We start from the raw sequence: 14,443 nt of genomic DNA, 5'->3' as shown, positions 1-14,443 counted from the left end.
GGCGCAACATCCAGCCTCGCCGGCGTTTGAGGCGCGGGGTTTGGGGCGGAGCCCCAAGACAACCCGGCTCCGCCGGGCACCGGGCTCCGCCCGGACCCGCGCCTCAAACGCCGGCGAGGCTGGGAGTTGCGCTTCGGGTGGCCGGCGAGGCCGGGAGTGTCCCCTCGGGTGGCCGGCGAGGCTGAGGGCGTGGCGCGGTGTCAGCCGGGCGTGCCCAGTACCTCGGCGAGGTCGTAGCCCACGACCTCCTCCAACTGGGCGTACGTACAGCTCTCCGGCGCGCGGTCGGGCCGGTTCCGGCGGAACTGGGCGGTGTGCCGGAACCGGTCGCCCTCCATGTGGTCGTACCCCACCTCGATGACGAGCTCCGGGCGCAGCGGCACCCAGGACAGGTCCTTCTTGCCCGACCAGCGGCTGGGCGCACCGGGGAGCCGGGCGCTCTCGTGCGCCGCCTCGTCGGCCCACGCGGCCCACGGATGGCCGGCCGCGCCGGGCGCCATCCGCAGCGGCTCCAGCTCCTCGACCAGCTCCGCCCGCCGCTTCATGGGGAAGGCGGCGCACACCCCGACGTGCTGGAGCGCGCCCTGGTCGTCGTACAGGCCGAGCAGCAGCGAGCCGACCACCGGCCCGCTCTTGTGGAAGCGGTAGCCGGCCACGACCACGTCGGCCGAACGCTCGTGCTTGATCTTGTACATGAGGCGGGCGTCCGGGCGGTAAGGAAGGTCGAGCGGCTTGGCGACGATCCCGTCGAGGCCGGCTCCCTCGTAGGCGGAGAACCACTCCTGCGCGACGGCCGCATCGGTGGTGGCGGGGGCCAGGTGCACGGGCGGCCGGGCGGCGCCCAGCGCCTCGGCGAGCGCGGCGCGGCGGGCGGCGAGGGGGATGTCGAGCAGGGCTTCGTCGCCGAGGGCCAGCAGGTCGAAGGCCACGAAACTGGCGGGCGTGCGCTCGGCCAGCGTGGCCACCCGGGAGGCGGCCGGGTGGATGCGCTCGGTGAGCCGGTCGAAGTCCAGCCGGCCGCCGTGCGCGATCACGATCTCGCCGTCCACCACGCAGCGTTCGGGCAGGTTCTCCAGGAGCGCGCCCACCAGCTCGGGGAAGTACCGCGTGAGCGGCTTGCCGGTGCGGCTGCCGATCACCACCTCCGGGCCGTCGCGGTGCACGATGGCCCGGAACCCGTCCCATTTGGCCTCGTACTGCATGTCCGGGGGAATCCGGGCCACGGACTTCGCCAGCATCGGCTTCACGGGCGGCATCACGGGAAGATCCATGGACCGATTCTGCGCCGCGGTGCGGGCGGCCGCTCCCCGGCGAGCGGCGGGCGTACACCGCGCATACCGTGGCGCACATGGGTACTGCGCGCACTGCGGTGGAGCTGGACGCCGGCGGCCGGACGGTCAGGCTGTCCAGCCCGGAGAAGGTGTACTTCCCCGAACGCGGGCTGACCAAGCTGGACGTGGCCCAGTACTACCTGGCCGTCGCCGACGGCATCACCCGCGCGCTGCGCGACCGGCCGACCACGCTGGAGCGCTACCCCGACGGGGTGACGGGCGAATCGTTCTTCCAGAAGCGGGCGCCCAAGAACCTGCCCGACTGGATCCCCACCGCGCACATCGCCTTCCCCAGCGGCCGGACCGCCGACGAGATCTGCCCCACCGAGCCGGCAGCGGTGCTGTGGGCCGCGAACCTGGGCTGCCTGACCTTCCACCCGTGGCCCGTGCGCCGGGAGGACACCGACCGGCCCGACGAGCTGCGCATCGACCTGGACCCGCAGCCGGGCACGGACTACCACCACGCCGTGGCCGCCGCCCACGAACTGCGCGCCCTGCTCGACGAACTCGGGCTGCGCGGCTGGCCCAAGACCTCCGGCGGCCGCGGCCTGCACGTCTTCGTGCCGATCGAGCCGCGCTGGACCTTCACGGACGTACGGCGCTGCGCGATCGCGATCGGGCGCGAGCTGGAGCGCCGGATGCCGGGCAAGGTGACCACGGCCTGGTGGAAGGAGGAGCGCGGGGAGCGGATCTTCTTCGACTACAACCAGACGGCCCGCGACCGGACGATCGCCTCCGCCTACTCCGTCAGGCCGCGCCCGCACGCCCCGGTCTCGGCCCCGCTGCGCTGGGACGAGATCGACTCCGCCGAGCCGCGCGACTTCGACATCGTGACGATGCCGGCCCGGTACGCGGAACTCGGCGACGTGCACGCCGACATGGACGACCACGCCTTCACGCTGGACGCCGCCTTGGACCTGGCCGACCACGACCGCGACACGCGCGGACTCGGCGACATGCCGTACCCGCCGGACTACCCGAAAATGCCCGGCGAACCCAAGCGGGTCCAACCCAGCCGCGCCAAGCACGAGGAGGGCGACGGGGAGGAGGGCGCGCACTGACGCCCCGGCCGCTCGCCCTCGTGCGCCGGACCGACCGACGACCGACCGACGACTGGCCGACCGACCGGCCGACGGCCTGTCGGGCTATTCGGTCCGGGCCGCCGGGGCTGTGAACTCTCCCGGCAGCGGGGGGTGTTCGGGCAGGGTCGACGGGTCGGTGGCGGCGGCGCGGAGGCGGCTCAGGATGCCCGTCGCGGCGCGCGTGTAGGCGCGTACGTCGTCGTGGAGCACCGACTCGGAGTCGGCCATCTCCATGAGCGCGATGATCTCGAAGGCCACCTGCGCGGCGTCCAGGTCCGCCCTGAAACCGCCGGCGAGCCTGGCCTCTTCCAGGACCCGTTCCACGTAGCCGGACCAGTTGCGGCGGGCCTTGGCGATCTCGTCGTGGACCGGACCGGGCCGGGAGTCGAACTCCGCCGACACCGCGTGGAAGAAACAGCCCCCGGGGAACACCCGGCGGCCCGAGTAGCCGAGCCACAGCTCGCACAGCCGCCACGCCTTCGCCGCCCCGGCCGGCTCCGCGCGCAGCGGCCGTACGACGTGCCGGACGAACACGTCGACCGCCGACCGGACGGTCTCCACCTGGAGGGATTCCTTCGAGCCGAAGAGCGCGAACACCCCGCTCTTGCTGAGTCCCAGTTCGGTGGAGATCTTGCCCAGGGACAGCCCCTGGAGGCCCTCGGCGGAGGCGATGCCCATGGTGTGGTCCAGGACGAGCCTGCGGGTCCGGTTGCCGCGCTCGATGCGCCCGTCGGTCATCTGCCCAGCTTACTGAACGCATGGTCGTGCGGTCTTCTTCACGGCTCCGGCTCTGCCGGGCGGAGTCCCCGGGGCCGGTGCCAGACTCGAAGGGCAGGAACCGGATCCGACCGGACCCGAGGAGGAGCGGTCATGCTCACCACGGACTACGTCGACGGGGCCCCGAACTGGGTGGACCTCGGCGCCCCCGACATCGACGCTGTGAGCGCCTTCTACGCCGGACTGTTCGGCTGGGACTTCGAGGCGGGCGGGCCGGACGTCGGCGGCTACGGCATGTTCCGGCTCGACGGGAAGACCGTCGCCGGCGGCGTGTCCGTGACCGCCGGGCAGGGGCTGCCCGCCTGGTCGGTCTACTTCCAGAGCGCCGACGCCGACGCCACCGCGGCGGCCGTCCGGCGGGCGGGCGGTGCGGTCCTGTACGAACCGATGGACGTGGTGGACGCCGGCCGGATGGCGGTCTTCGCCGACCCCGCCGGGGTCGTGTTCGCCGCCTGGCAGCCCTGGGGCAACACCGGACTCGACACCGTCACGGCGGTCGGTGCACTGTGCTGGACCGAGCTGTACACCCGCGACCCGGCCGCGGCGGCCGCGTTCTACCGGGAGGTGTTCCGCTGGGAGGTCATCGAGGTGCCGTTCGGGGAGGACACGTACACGATGGTCAAGCCGGCCGGTACGGCCGACGACGCGGCCTTCGGCGGGCTGGTGCCGATCGGCTCGGACCCGATCGAGGACGCGTCGATGCCGTACTGGACCCCGTACTTCGAGGTCGAGGACTGCGACGTGACGGCGGCGCGGGCCGAGGAGCTGGGCGGCAAGGTCCGGCTGACCCCGGTGTTCATGGAGGGCGTGGGGCGCTTCGCCAAGCTGGCGGACCCGTACGGGGCGCGGTTCGCGGTGATCACCAGCGCGCCCCCGGCGGGTGCCGCGTAGAGAGGGCGCGTCGTCGCGTCGTACGGAGACCGTTCGGCGGGACCTGCCGGTGAGCCCCCTGTGAGACCGGCCCCGGCGCCGCCGGGGGAGCCCGTCGTGCGGGGCGTCCACGCGGCGTTGATCAGACGTATATCGGTACCCGGCATGCTGCCGTCCATGCCGATGAACACCACCGCCACGCTGACGACCACCGCCGCGACCGGCCTGCCCACCCTGCCCTGGCAGGCGGACGCGCTCTGTGCCCAGACCGGGCCGGAATTCTTCTTCCCGGAGCCGGGCACGTCCGTGCGGGACGCGAAGCGGCTGTGCGCGGCGTGCCCGGGACGGCTCGCGTGCCTGGAGTACGCGCTGACCCACGACGAGCGGTTCGGCGTCTGGGGCGGGCTGTCCGAGCAGGAGCGCCTGCGGCTGCGCCGCGGCTGACCTGCGGACCCGCGACCCGCGGGCCGCGTCCGCCCCGCATGTGCGGAACGGGCGCGGCCCGGTGCTGCTCGGTGCGCGGCTACTTGGCGCCGCGGGCCGCGATCCGCGCGGCGCGGGCCGCGAGGCGCTCGTCGAACTTCGCGGCCTCGGAGTCCAGGCCGTTCATGTACATGCCCAGCTCGTCCTGCGCCTGCTGGCCGGAGGGGCCGAGGCCGTCGATCTCCATGACCTTCAGGAAGCGGAGCACCGGCGAGAGCACGTCGTCGTGGTGGATCCGCAGGTTGTAGATCCCGCCGATCGCCATCTGCGCCGCGGCCCGCTCGAAGCCCGGCATGCCGTGCCCGGGCATCCGGAACTCGACGACGACGTCGCGGACGGCCTGCATGGTGAGATCGGGGGCCAGCTCGAAGGCGGCGCCGAGCAGGTTCCGGTAGAAGACCATGTGCAGGTTCTCGTCCTGCGCGATGCGCGCCAGCATGCGGTCGCAGACCGGGTCGCCGGACTGGTGGCCGGTGTTCCGGTGCGAGATGCGGGTCGCGAGCTCCTGGAAGGCCACGTACGCCACCGAGTGCAGCATCGAGTGGCGGTTGTCGGACTCGAAGCCCTCCGACATGTGGACCATCCGGAACTGCTCCAGCTTGTCCGGGTCCACGGCGCGGGAGGCCAGCAGGTAGTCGCGCATCACGATGCCGTGGCGGCCCTCCTCCGCGGTCCACCGGTGCACCCAGGTGCCCCAGGCGCCGTCGCGGCCGAACAGGGACGCGATCTCGTGGTGGTAGCTGGGCAGGTTGTCCTCGGTCAGGAGGTTGACGACGAGCGCGATCCGGCCGATGTCGGTGACCTTGGACTGCGCGGGCTCCCAGGCCTCGCCGTCCTCGAAGAAGCCGGGGAAGTTCCGGGCGTCGCTCCACGGCACGTACTCGTGGGGCATCCAGTCCTTGGTCACCTTCAGATGGCGGTTGAGCTCCTTCTCGACCACCTCTTCCAGCGCGAACAGCAGCTTGGCGTCCGTCCACGCCTCCGAGCTGCCGAGGTGGGGAGAGGTGATGGTCACAGGTACTCCAGAGGGCCGGCCGATACTTACGGCTTCGTAGGTTACGAGACCGTAGGTTAAGCCCGGCGTCAGAACCAGCCAAGCCCCCTCGTGTGGAATGCCCGACTACGCGCTGTTATGTGTGGAGGTCGTAGGGGTGAACAGAGAGACATGTCACCCACCGATCGAGCGATTCGAACCCACTGATGTCGACATCTACCGGCCGGTAGCCAGCTGGGTGCCTACCGCAGCAGGTGGTCGGCCGCGCCGGCCTTGACGGCGGCTATCAGCGCCCGGAGCGCGTCGATCGAATCGCTCACGTACAGCGGGGAGTGGGTGGTGCCGATGTACGCCTTGCCGTCGTCGTCCCGCCCGAAGCGGAAGCAGTTCGCGCCTTCGCTGCAGAAGGCCTCGTCCCACGCGATGTGGCTGGTGCGCGTGCTCATGTCGTCTCTCCTCGGGGCTACCGCCGCGGGTCGCGCTCGCGGCCGCGTTCACGGTGGTGGTGACGGTCGTGTGCACGTGTGCGGTCACAGCTCCTGCGCCACGCGGTGGACGAACTCGCGCGAGGCGGGTGCCGGCAGCGCCAGCCGCCGCAGCCGCTCCAGCAGCCCCCGGTAGCGCCTCAGCTTCATGTCCGAGTCCAGGAGCATCGAGCCGTGCGAGGTGTCGAGCTGAACGGTGTCGAGCTGCGCTATCGAGGCCGCGGCGTACGTGAAGGACTGCCCCGCCCCCGGGAAGGCGCCGGCCGTGAACGGGATCACCCGGACCGTGGTGTGATCCTGCTCGGACCGCTCCAGGATGTGCTCCAGCTGCGCGCGGGCCACCTTCGGGCCGCCGAACTGCATGCGCAGCGCCGCCTCGTGGACCACCGCCTCGTACAGCGGTGGGCAGTCCCGGTCGAAGATCCGGCGGCGGGTCATGCGCAGCGCCATCCGGGCCTGGAAGTCGGGCTCCGGCAGCGGCGGGTCGGCGGTGTCGAACACCGCTCTGGCGTGGTCCTCGGTCTGCAGCAGGCCCGGCATGTGCGTGGTCACCGCGGTGTGCAACTCGGTGCTGTGGTGCTCCAGTTCGGCGATGTCCAGCAGGCCGGGCGGGAGCAGGCCGCGGTGCTGCTCCCACCAGCCCTTGTGGCGCTCCTGGGCCATCGAGGCGAGCAGGTCGACGAGGGCCGTGTCGGGGCAGTCGTAGTTGAACGCGAGGGTGCGGACGCGCTCGGCGGTGATCCCGATCCGGCCGGACTCGATGTTCGGGATCCTGGTGCGGTCGACGCCCAGGAGGGCCGCGGCCTGTTGGACCGTCATGCCCGACTGCTCGCGGAGCTTGCGCAGTTCGCTGCCGAGTCGTTGCTGGCGCGCTGTCGGGGTGCTCCTGGGTGGCACGGTTCCCCCTTTCGCCGGGCGCGGGCCGCGCTGCCGCACGAGCCCCACGCCCGAAATGACATGAGAAAGCCTTACGTAGTCATACAAGTAGTAGCACTGTGCACCCGGTTACGCTACGGTCGGTAGTGCAAGTCTCACACGGGGCGACCCCATGTCCGTGGTCGAACGCCCCCTTGCGCCTCGGAATTTGGCCCGGCGCGATGACGGGCGGTCCCGCCGGGCCCGGAGCCGGCGCGCTGCGGATCGCGGCCCGCGGCCGGCACCCGACGCCCCCCGCGCCCGAGGACGGCGAGGAGCGGCCCCGTCCAACCTGCCGCCCCGGGACCGCCGTGCCCCGATGCGCCGGGCGCGGGGCGTCCCCGCGCCCGGCGCATCGGGGCCGGTCAGTCCGCCCAGAGGGTGTCCCGTACCTCTTCCCGTGTGGTGGGGCGGAGTTCGCCGTCGAGCAGCAGCCATCGGGTGATGCCGATCGACTCCAGGAACGGCACGTCGTGGCTCGCCACGATCAGCGCCCCCTCGTACGACTCCAGGGCGCCGGTGAGCTGCCGTACGCTCGCCAGGTCCAGGCTGTTGGTCGGCTCGTCCAGCATCAGCAGCTGCGGAGCGGGATCCGCGAGGAGCAGCGCCGCCAGCGTGGCCCGGAACCGCTCGCCGCCCGACAGGGTGCCGGCCTGCCGGTCCGAGCGCGCGCCCCGGAAGAGGAAGTGCGCGAGCTTCGCCCGGATCTGATTGTTCGTCACTCCAGGTGCCACCCGAGCCACGTTGTCCACCACGGACAGCGCATCGTCCAGCAGGTCCAGGCGCTGCGGCAGGAAGCGCGCCGGCACGTGCACCTCGGCCTCGCCGGCGACCGGGGCCAACTGACCGGCGATGGTGCGCAGCAGCGTGGTCTTGCCCGAGCCGTTGCGCCCCACCAGGGCGATGCGCTCCGGCCCGCGCAGCTCCCAGGCTTCCGGCACGGCGGGCACCGCCGCGCCGTGCGCGAGGGTCAGGCCGCGCAGGGTGAGCACGCCGCGGCCCGGCGGGACCAGGGTGGCGGGGAGTTCGACGCGGATCTCGTCGTCGTCCCGTACCGCCTCGACCGCGTGGTCGAGGCGCTCGCGGGCCTCGGCGAGCTTGCCGGCGTGCAGGATGCGGTGCTTGCCGGCCGACACCTGGGCCTGCCGCTTGCGTTCGCCCATCACGATCTTGGGCTCGCGCTTCTGGTCCCACATCTTCTGGCCGTAGCGCTTGCGCCGGGCCAACGCCATGTGGGCGTCGGCGAGTTCGCGTTTCTGCCGCTGGACATCGGCTTCGGCGACCCGCACCAGCCGCTCGGCCGTCTCCTGCTCGGCCGCGAGCGCGCGCTCGTACGCCGAGAAGTTGCCGCCGTACCAGCGGACTTCGCCCTCGCGCAGCTCCGCGATCCGGTCGACGCGCTCCAGCAGTTCGCGGTCGTGGCTGACCACGACGAGCACCCCGGGCCAGGCCTCGACGGCGTCGTACAGCCGCTGCCGGGCGCGCAGGTCCAGATTGTTGGTGGGCTCGTCGAGGAGCAGCACGTCCGGGCGGCGCAGCAGCAGCGCGGCCAGGCGCAGCAGTACGGACTCGCCGCCGGAGATGTCGCCGACGGTGCGGTCCAGGCCGATCCGGCCGAGTCCGAGCTGGTCGAGGGTGGCGCGGGCGCGCTCCTCGACGTCCCAGTCGTCGCCGACGGCGGTGAAGTGCTCCTCGGTGGCGTCGCCCGCCTCGATGGCGTGCAGCGCGGCCCGGGTGCCGGCGATGCCGAGTGCGGCGTCGACGCGCAGCGCGGTGTCGAGGGTGAGGGCCTGGGGGAGGTAGCCGACGGAGCCGGCCACCGTGACGTGGCCCTCGGTGGCGGCGAGTTCCCCCGCGAGCAGCTTCAACAGGGTGGACTTCCCACACCCGTTGAGGCCGACCAGGCCGGTGCGGCCGGGGCCGACGGCCAGGTCGAGGGAGTCGAACACGGGGGTGCCGTCGGGCCAGTCGAAGCCGAGGGCGGAACAGGTGACGAAGGTGGGGGCGTGCGGGGTGCCGAAAGATCGAGACATGGAGGCCTCCGGTTGCGGATGTGGTTTCCGGGCAACACGTGGAGACACCAGGCGTGGGGTGGTGTCTCAAGGCCTGTAGAGCAACGTCCTTCTCCGATCAACGACAGCAGAGCCGTCGTCGACGCTACGAGCGCGGCCGGCGGACCGCAAAGGATTTATCCGCCGGTCGGGCGCTCGTCGCCGGTGGCGCGGGGTTCAGGGGCTGTCGCGCAGCAGCTCCGCGAGGTCCTGGTCCATGTCGAGGTAGAGGTGCTCCAGGCCGGCCGGCACGACGGCGTCGACCCGTTCCAGGAACCGGTCCAGCTCCGCGGTCTCCATCAGGACGATGGCGGTCCCCTCGGGCGCGTGGAACTCGACGACGGTGCGGCCCGAACCGTACGGCCGGACGCGGACGTCGCCCAGGCCGGCCGCTCTCTCGATCCCGGTCTCGAGCAGCTCCCGCGCGAACGTCCACGAGACCTCGACGCCTTCGAGCGTGGCGGGCGCGGGGAACGCCATCCGGACCGCGAACGGGTCCGCGCGGTCGTAGCACAGCGTGACCGGAACGGACTCGACCTTGGGGGCGGTCGCGACCAGGCGGGCCTGTACTGCTTGCTCGATGACGGTGATCAAGGCCAGCTCCCTTGCGGCGGATCAGTAGGGCACCTTGGTAGACGCAGGAACGGCGGGATCCGTGCACGGGAGGGGTACGTGACGTGCGTCACCGCGTGGCGCAAAACCCGCTGTTTCGTCGCATAGAGTGATCGTTTCCCCGCATGTGGGAGTCGGTTCCCCGGGTGCCGCACCCTTCGTAGAAGGGCTGGTTCTCGCTGCTCCCACCGGAGCCCGGGCGGAGTCCCGCCCGCCGCCCGGCCCGCACCCTGGACGGCGATCACCGGGGTGCGTTAGCTTCCGGCGCCATGAGACTTCTGGCGGTTGGCATGTGCGCGGCAGCATTGGTCGGGGCCCTCGCGGTGCCCGCGGCCCAGGCGGACGGCGGCGCGGAAGGCGGCGCGGGCTCCGGCGGCGCGGACCGCGGCCACGGCGCCCGGCCGGACCCGCGCTGGGAACTGCGGGACAGCGGTACGGACGCCCGGTTCCGCGGGCTGGCCGCGGTCAGCCGGTCCACCGCGTGGGTGTCGGGCTCCAAGGGGACCGTGCTGCGCACCACGGACGGCGGCCGCAGCTGGCGCAACGTTTCGCCGCCCGGCGCGGCCGGCCTGGAGCTGCGCGACATCGAGGCCTTCGACGCGCGGCGGGCGGTGGCCCTGTCCATCGGCGAGGGCGAGGACTCCCGGGTCTTCCGCACCGAGGACGGCGGCGCCAGCTGGACCGAGGCCTTCCGCAACCCCGACCCGCGGGCCTTCTACGACTGCCTGACCTTCTTCGACCACCGCAACGGGCTCGCGATGAGCGACCCCGTGGACGGGAAGTTCCGGATCCTGTCCACGGCCGACGGCGGCCGCTCGTGGCGCGTGCTGCCCGACGCCGGCATGCCCGCGGCGCTGCCCGGCGAGGCCGGCTTCGCGGCGAGCGGCCAGTGCCTGGTCAGCGCCGGACCGCGCGACGTGTGGCTCGCCACCGGCGGCGGGGCCACGGCCCGGGTGCTGCACTCCGCCGACCGCGGCCTGCACTGGACGGTCACCGAGACCACGGTGCCCGCGGGCGAGGGCGCCAAGGGCGTCTTCGGGCTCGCCTTCCGCGACCGCCGGCACGGCATCGCGGTCGGCGGCGACTACCGCGCGGACCAGTCCTCCCCGCGCGCGGCGGCCGTCACCGGCGACGGCGGCCGGGCCTGGTCCGCCGCGGCGACCCCGCCGCCGGCCTACCGCTCGGGCGTGGCCTGGCTGCCGTACGGACCGGGATACGGGCGCGGACACGGGTCCGGCCACGGACAGGGCTCGGCGCTCGCCGTCGGCCCGACCGGCACCGACCTCACCACCGACGGCGGCCGCACCTGGCGGAACCTGGACGGCGGCTCGTTCGACACCGTCGACTGCGCGGCGGACGGCGCGTGCTGGGCCTCCGGCGAGAAGGGCCGCGTGGCCCGCCTGCACCGGCACTGACGTGGACACGGGGTCCCGGGGAGCACCCCCTGGGACCCCGGTTCCGCGCGTCGCGGCCGGCGTGATCGGCCGGGCCGGCGCGGGGGACCGTCCGCCCACGGGCGCACGGGTGCATACGTATGCACCCCGCACCGGCGAGGGGTCGTCTGTCGCAGCGGACCGGAGGTCAGGCGGCCGGCAGGGCCTCGCGGACCGTGCTCAGGTCCGCCGAGGTCTTCGTGGCGATGAACTCCGTGACCCGGTACGTGCACACGCCCGCCACCGTGAACGGGTCCTCGTCCGCGATCCGCTCCACCTCCTCCCGCGAGGTCCCGGCGGCCAGGATCACACCGCCGTCCCGCGGGACCTTGCGGCCCGAGGCTAGGAACACCCCCGCCGCGTAATAGCGGTCCAGCCAGGCGATGTGGTCGTCCAGGACCTCCTCGACGGCTTCGATGGGCGCGGTGTAGGTCAACTCCATTACGAACATGATCGTCAGGCTACTCTCGGACCACCATGACGAGTGTGAAGACCCCCGCCGACGAGGCCGAGGCCCGGGCGATACAGGACGAACTCCGCGCACAGGTGGTCCGGGACGAGCCCGGTCCGCCCCCCGGCGCGGGGCTCGTCGCGGGTGTCGACGTCGCCTACGACGACGAGCGCGACCTGGTCGCCGCCGCTGCCGTCGTCCTTGACGCGGCCACGCTGGAGACCGTCGAAGAGGCGACCGCCGTCGGCAACGTCACCTTCCCCTACGTGCCGGGCCTGCTCGCCTTCCGCGAGCTGCCGACGGTGCTCGCCGCGCTCGACGCGTTGACCGCGGCGCCCTCGCTCGTCGTGTGCGACGGGTACGGGATCGCCCATCCGCGCGGGTTCGGGCTCGCCAGCCACCTCGGTGTGGTGACCGGGCTGCCCACGGTCGGCGTCGCGAAGAATCCGTTCACGTTCCACCATGCGCCGCCCGGTGAACGGCGCGGGGACTTCGCCCCGCTGCTCGGCCCCGACGGCGTCGAGGTCGGGCGGGCGCTGCGGACCCAGCGGGGTGTGAAGCCGGTGTTCGTGTCCGTGGGGCACCGGGTCTCGCTGGACGCGGCGTGCGCGCACACGCTTGCGCTGAGCCCGCGCTTCCGGGTGCCGGAGAGTACGCGGCGGGCCGATGCGCTGTGCCGGCGCGCCCTACGCGAAGCCCAGCGCTGACCGCCGGCACGGGTGGGCCGACCTCCGGCCCTGCCGGTGCCCTGGCGTGTAACACCCCGGCCTCGCCCGCGCCTTGGGGCGCAACACCCAGCCTTGCCGGTGCCCTGAGGCGTAACACCCAGCCCTCGTCGGCGCTGCGTGCGGCAATTCCAGCCTTGCCGGCACCGTGAGGCGCATCCCCGGCTTCGCCGGTGCCCTGGGGCGTAACACCCAGCCTCGCCACGCCCTGTGGGGCAACCTCCAGCCTCGCCGGCGTTTGAGGCGCGGGGTTTGGGGCGGTGCCCCAAGACAACCCGGCTGACGCCGGGCACCGGGCTCCGCCCGGACCCGCTCCTCAAGCGCCGGAGGGGCTGAAGAGTGCGCGGGGTTGCCGGGCTCTGCCCGGACCCGCTCCTCAAGCGCCGGAGGGGCTGCTATCCAGGGGTCGCCGGGCTCTGCCCGGACCCGGGGCTCCAACGCCGGCGCGGCCGGGTATCGCGCACGCAGAGTCGGCGGGGCCGGGGCCGTCAGTGGGTGGCGGCTACGCGGAAGGTGATGCCTGCTGCGCGGAGGCGGGCCGTCAGGGCGTCGCCCATGGCGACTGCCGTGGTGACCTGGCCCGCCGTCGCGGGGAGTTCGTCGTACGCCAGGCACAGAGCCGACTCTGCCAGCATCTTGGCCGTCTCCCCGTAGCCGGGGTCGCCGCCCGAGACCTCCGTGTAGACCCGCCGGCCGCCGCCCTCGCCCACGAACCGCACGGTGAACCAGCTGCGCGCCCGCCGCGCGGCGTCCGGCCCCGAGCCCGGCTCCCAGCGGGCCATCAGCCAGCGCCGGGCCGCCGGGACCTGGGCCAGTGCGACGGTCGCCCCGAGCGCCGCCGTACCGCCCAGCACCACCGGCAGCCGCTTGACGGACGCGTAGTGCCGGTAGCGGAAGTCCGGCCCGTACCGCTCCAGCGCCGCCGCCGACCGGGCGACGATCCGCGGGTCCAGCGACGGCAGCGGCAGCGCCCACGTGCCGGTCTCGCGGCTGAACCGCGGCGCGCCCATCGGCGCCACGGCCCGCCGGCCCAGCAGCCGCGGCTCGTGCAGCCGCCGCTCCCGGGCCGCCGCCAGGGCCTGCGGCCCGCGGCCCATCGCGGTGAGCGCGGAGGCGAGGGTGCCGCCCGAGAACAGGGCGTTCGACCGGACGAACCCGTCCACCCGCAGCGGTACGCCCACCGGTAGCTGCTGCACCGTGAACCAGACGCCGAGGTCGTGCGGCACGGAGTCGAACCCGCAGGCGTGCACGATCCGGGCGCCGGTCTCGCGGGCCCGCGCGTCGTACCGCAGGAACATGCGGTCCACGAACTCCGGCTCGCCGGTCAGGTCCACGTAGTCGGTGCCGGCCTCCGCGCACGCGGCGACCAGCCCCTCGCCGTACCAGACGTACGGGCCGACGGTGGTGGCGAGCACACGGGTGGCGGCGGCCAGCTCGCGCAGCGCGGCCCCGTCACGCGCGTCCGCGACGAGCAGGGGCAGTTCGGCGCAGTGCGGATGCTGCCGGGCGAGCCGCTCGCGCAGCCGCTCCAGCTTCTCCTTGCTGCGGCCGGCCAGGGCCCATCGGCAGCCCGCGGGCGCGTGGCCGGCGAGGTACTCGGCGGTGAGTTCGCCCACGAAGCCCGTCGCGCCGAAAAGCACCACGTCGTACGCCCGCTCGGGCCCGTCCGGTCTGTTCATGCCCGCTCCTCCCGGCTGTTGTCGGTGGCCGAGGCTAGCGTGAGCCCCAGAGGCCCGCGCGACCAGGGAGGCAAGGCGATGAGGAACGCCGTCCGCAAGTGGGAGCAAGTACGGGCATTCGCCCTCGATCTGCCGGGTGCGGCCGAGGAGTTCCCGTGGGGGCCCGAGGGCTGCGTGGTGAAGGTCAACAAGAAGATCTTCGTCTTCCTGGGCAACGCCGACGGCCCGAATCCGCCCGGAGTGTCCGTGAAGCTCAAGGACGAGACCCTGCACGAGCACGCGATGGCCGCGCCCGGCGCCGAGCCCACCGGGTACGGGCTCGGGCGCGCGGGGTGGGTGTCGGTGCCGCTGGGGGAGAAGGGGGCGCCCGCGGCCCAGGTGCTGTGCGAGTGGGTCGAGGAGAGCTACCGGACCGTGGCGCCGAAGACCCTGGTCAAGACCCTCGACGCGCGGCCCGGGGGCAGACCGTAGGCCGTGTCCGGCCCGGGCCCGGCCGGAGTGCGGCCCCGCATCCGCCCGGGGGCGCATGAGGTCCGGCCCGAGTCCGGCCCCGGT

Annotated in this window: 15 protein-coding genes; 6 read left to right on the top strand and 9 right to left on the bottom strand. The window is 73.3% G+C overall.

Going from position 1 to position 14,443, the window contains the following annotated elements; genetic code table 11:
- Nucleotides 1–200 precede the first annotated feature (200 nt).
- The gene (locus OG764_RS07925) at nucleotides 201–1,271 is read right to left on the bottom strand and encodes an ATP-dependent DNA ligase (RefSeq protein ID WP_328967688.1); all 1,071 of its coding nucleotides are present in this window, start codon (nucleotides 1,269–1,271) and stop codon (nucleotides 201–203) included.
- A 77-nt stretch (nucleotides 1,272–1,348) separates the two neighbouring features.
- Between OG764_RS07925 and ligD the strand changes: the two genes are divergently transcribed.
- A complete protein-coding gene (gene ligD, locus OG764_RS07920; protein WP_328967687.1) occupies nucleotides 1,349–2,392 on the top strand; it encodes a non-homologous end-joining DNA ligase in 1,044 nt (347 codons plus the stop codon).
- Between the two features lie 84 nt (nucleotides 2,393–2,476).
- Here the strand turns inward: ligD and OG764_RS07915 are convergent, their stop codons facing one another.
- Nucleotides 2,477–3,151 carry a TetR/AcrR family transcriptional regulator gene (locus tag OG764_RS07915; protein WP_328967686.1) on the bottom strand — a complete coding sequence of 225 codons (675 nt, stop codon included), beginning with the start codon at nucleotides 3,149–3,151 and terminating at the stop codon, nucleotides 2,477–2,479.
- A 132-nt stretch (nucleotides 3,152–3,283) separates the two neighbouring features.
- Here OG764_RS07915 and OG764_RS07910 point away from each other — a divergent pair, with 132 nt between their 5' ends.
- Both OG764_RS07910 and OG764_RS07905 read left to right on the top strand, forming a co-directional pair.
- Entirely contained in the window at nucleotides 3,284–4,081 is a 798-nt protein-coding gene (locus OG764_RS07910; protein WP_328967685.1) for a VOC family protein, read from the top strand.
- Nucleotides 4,082–4,237: 156 nt separating this feature from the next.
- A complete protein-coding gene (locus OG764_RS07905; RefSeq protein ID WP_443055866.1) occupies nucleotides 4,238–4,504 on the top strand; it encodes a WhiB family transcriptional regulator in 267 nt (88 codons plus the stop codon).
- Between the two features lie 79 nt (nucleotides 4,505–4,583).
- Here the strand turns inward: OG764_RS07905 and OG764_RS07900 are convergent, their stop codons facing one another.
- The 5 genes from OG764_RS07900 to OG764_RS07880 all read right to left on the bottom strand — a co-directional run bounded on the left by OG764_RS07900 (nucleotide 4,584) and on the right by OG764_RS07880 (nucleotide 9,582).
- The gene (locus OG764_RS07900; RefSeq protein WP_328967684.1) at nucleotides 4,584–5,558 is read right to left on the bottom strand and encodes an acyl-ACP desaturase; all 975 of its coding nucleotides are present in this window, start codon (nucleotides 5,556–5,558) and stop codon (nucleotides 4,584–4,586) included.
- Nucleotides 5,559–5,779: 221 nt separating this feature from the next.
- Nucleotides 5,780–5,983, bottom strand: a complete 204-nt coding sequence (locus OG764_RS07895) for a hypothetical protein (RefSeq protein ID WP_328967683.1) — start codon at nucleotides 5,981–5,983, stop codon at nucleotides 5,780–5,782.
- A gap of 84 nt (nucleotides 5,984–6,067) precedes the next feature.
- Entirely contained in the window at nucleotides 6,068–6,919 is an 852-nt protein-coding gene (locus OG764_RS07890; RefSeq protein WP_328967682.1) for a helix-turn-helix domain-containing protein, read from the bottom strand.
- Nucleotides 6,920–7,302: 383 nt separating this feature from the next.
- Nucleotides 7,303–8,970 carry an ABC-F family ATP-binding cassette domain-containing protein gene (locus tag OG764_RS07885; RefSeq protein WP_328967681.1) on the bottom strand — a complete coding sequence of 556 codons (1,668 nt, stop codon included), beginning with the start codon at nucleotides 8,968–8,970 and terminating at the stop codon, nucleotides 7,303–7,305.
- Between the two features lie 195 nt (nucleotides 8,971–9,165).
- The gene (locus OG764_RS07880; RefSeq protein ID WP_328967680.1) at nucleotides 9,166–9,582 is read right to left on the bottom strand and encodes an SsgA family sporulation/cell division regulator; all 417 of its coding nucleotides are present in this window, start codon (nucleotides 9,580–9,582) and stop codon (nucleotides 9,166–9,168) included.
- A 287-nt stretch (nucleotides 9,583–9,869) separates the two neighbouring features.
- Here OG764_RS07880 and OG764_RS07875 point away from each other — a divergent pair, with 287 nt between their 5' ends.
- The gene (locus OG764_RS07875; protein WP_328967679.1) at nucleotides 9,870–11,015 is read left to right on the top strand and encodes a WD40/YVTN/BNR-like repeat-containing protein; all 1,146 of its coding nucleotides are present in this window, start codon (nucleotides 9,870–9,872) and stop codon (nucleotides 11,013–11,015) included.
- Nucleotides 11,016–11,181: 166 nt separating this feature from the next.
- Here OG764_RS07875 and OG764_RS07870 read toward each other — a convergent pair whose 3' ends face one another.
- The gene (locus tag OG764_RS07870; protein WP_328967678.1) at nucleotides 11,182–11,484 is read right to left on the bottom strand and encodes a YciI family protein; all 303 of its coding nucleotides are present in this window, start codon (nucleotides 11,482–11,484) and stop codon (nucleotides 11,182–11,184) included.
- A gap of 26 nt (nucleotides 11,485–11,510) precedes the next feature.
- Between OG764_RS07870 and OG764_RS07865 the strand changes: the two genes are divergently transcribed.
- Entirely contained in the window at nucleotides 11,511–12,191 is a 681-nt protein-coding gene (locus OG764_RS07865) for an endonuclease V (RefSeq protein ID WP_328967677.1), read from the top strand.
- 506 nt (nucleotides 12,192–12,697) lie between these two features.
- Here the strand turns inward: OG764_RS07865 and OG764_RS07860 are convergent.
- Entirely contained in the window at nucleotides 12,698–13,888 is a 1,191-nt protein-coding gene (locus OG764_RS07860) for a saccharopine dehydrogenase family protein (RefSeq protein ID WP_328967676.1), read from the bottom strand.
- Between the two features lie 78 nt (nucleotides 13,889–13,966).
- Between OG764_RS07860 and OG764_RS07855 the strand changes: the two genes are divergently transcribed.
- Entirely contained in the window at nucleotides 13,967–14,359 is a 393-nt protein-coding gene (locus OG764_RS07855) for an MmcQ/YjbR family DNA-binding protein (protein WP_328967675.1), read from the top strand.
- Nucleotides 14,360–14,443: the final 84 nt, after the last annotated feature.

This window comes from Streptomyces sp. NBC_00239 (genome assembly GCF_036194065.1).
GTDB lineage: Bacteria > Actinomycetota > Actinomycetes > Streptomycetales > Streptomycetaceae > Streptomyces.
This window is presented reverse-complemented; position numbering and strand designations above follow the sequence as displayed.

Excerpts from the sequence above, each read along its gene's own strand:
- OG764_RS07925 (WP_328967688.1), bottom strand. The coding sequence starts at position 1,271 with ATGGATCTTCCCGTGATGCCGCCCGTGAAGCCGATGCTGGCGAAGTCC.
- ligD (WP_328967687.1), top strand. The coding sequence starts at position 1,349 with ATGGGTACTGCGCGCACTGCGGTGGAGCTGGACGCCGGCGGCCGGACG.
- OG764_RS07915 (WP_328967686.1), bottom strand. The coding sequence starts at position 3,151 with ATGACCGACGGGCGCATCGAGCGCGGCAACCGGACCCGCAGGCTCGTC.
- OG764_RS07910 (WP_328967685.1), top strand. The coding sequence starts at position 3,284 with ATGCTCACCACGGACTACGTCGACGGGGCCCCGAACTGGGTGGACCTC.
- OG764_RS07905 (WP_443055866.1), top strand. The coding sequence starts at position 4,238 with ATGCCGATGAACACCACCGCCACGCTGACGACCACCGCCGCGACCGGC.
- OG764_RS07895 (WP_328967683.1), bottom strand. The coding sequence starts at position 5,983 with ATGAGCACGCGCACCAGCCACATCGCGTGGGACGAGGCCTTCTGCAGC.
- OG764_RS07885 (WP_328967681.1), bottom strand. The coding sequence starts at position 8,970 with ATGTCTCGATCTTTCGGCACCCCGCACGCCCCCACCTTCGTCACCTGT.
- OG764_RS07875 (WP_328967679.1), top strand. The coding sequence starts at position 9,870 with ATGAGACTTCTGGCGGTTGGCATGTGCGCGGCAGCATTGGTCGGGGCC.
- OG764_RS07870 (WP_328967678.1), bottom strand. The coding sequence starts at position 11,484 with ATGTTCGTAATGGAGTTGACCTACACCGCGCCCATCGAAGCCGTCGAG.
- OG764_RS07865 (WP_328967677.1), top strand. The coding sequence starts at position 11,511 with ATGACGAGTGTGAAGACCCCCGCCGACGAGGCCGAGGCCCGGGCGATA.
- OG764_RS07860 (WP_328967676.1), bottom strand. The coding sequence starts at position 13,888 with ATGAACAGACCGGACGGGCCCGAGCGGGCGTACGACGTGGTGCTTTTC.
- OG764_RS07855 (WP_328967675.1), top strand. The coding sequence starts at position 13,967 with ATGAGGAACGCCGTCCGCAAGTGGGAGCAAGTACGGGCATTCGCCCTC.